The organism is Paraburkholderia sp. SIMBA_030 (genome assembly GCF_046535245.1).
Lineage (GTDB): Bacteria > Pseudomonadota > Gammaproteobacteria > Burkholderiales > Burkholderiaceae > Paraburkholderia.
Map to the genome: position 1 here is coordinate 1 of NZ_JAWRXB010001429.1, position 243 is coordinate 243.

The 243-nt window shown below is 28.8% G+C and carries 1 protein-coding gene; it reads left to right on the plus strand.

What is annotated here, in order from left to right; all coding sequences use genetic code 11:
- Positions 1 to 48: 48 nt before the first annotated feature.
- The coding region (locus tag SB772_RS44740; protein WP_410839118.1) for a hypothetical protein at positions 49 to 243 on the plus strand (195 nt) is incomplete at its 3' end.

Below are 243 nucleotides of genomic sequence, written 5' to 3' on the forward strand. Positions count from 1 at the left end.
CAATAGCTCACAAAAAAGCTAATACGCAAGGCTTTGGAACAATATTTGATGAATTCCCTGACCTTGTCTAATTCTAAAAGGAGTGAGATAAAAACAGATGTTAATAGATACATAAAAGATGGTTGGATATTAATTGATTCTTATAAAAAAAGAAATTATGACGATGGGGAATATATAATTTATATAGTTGGTTATCCGTACAATAGGAAACTAGAGGATCTAACAGAGATAATTAATATCTAT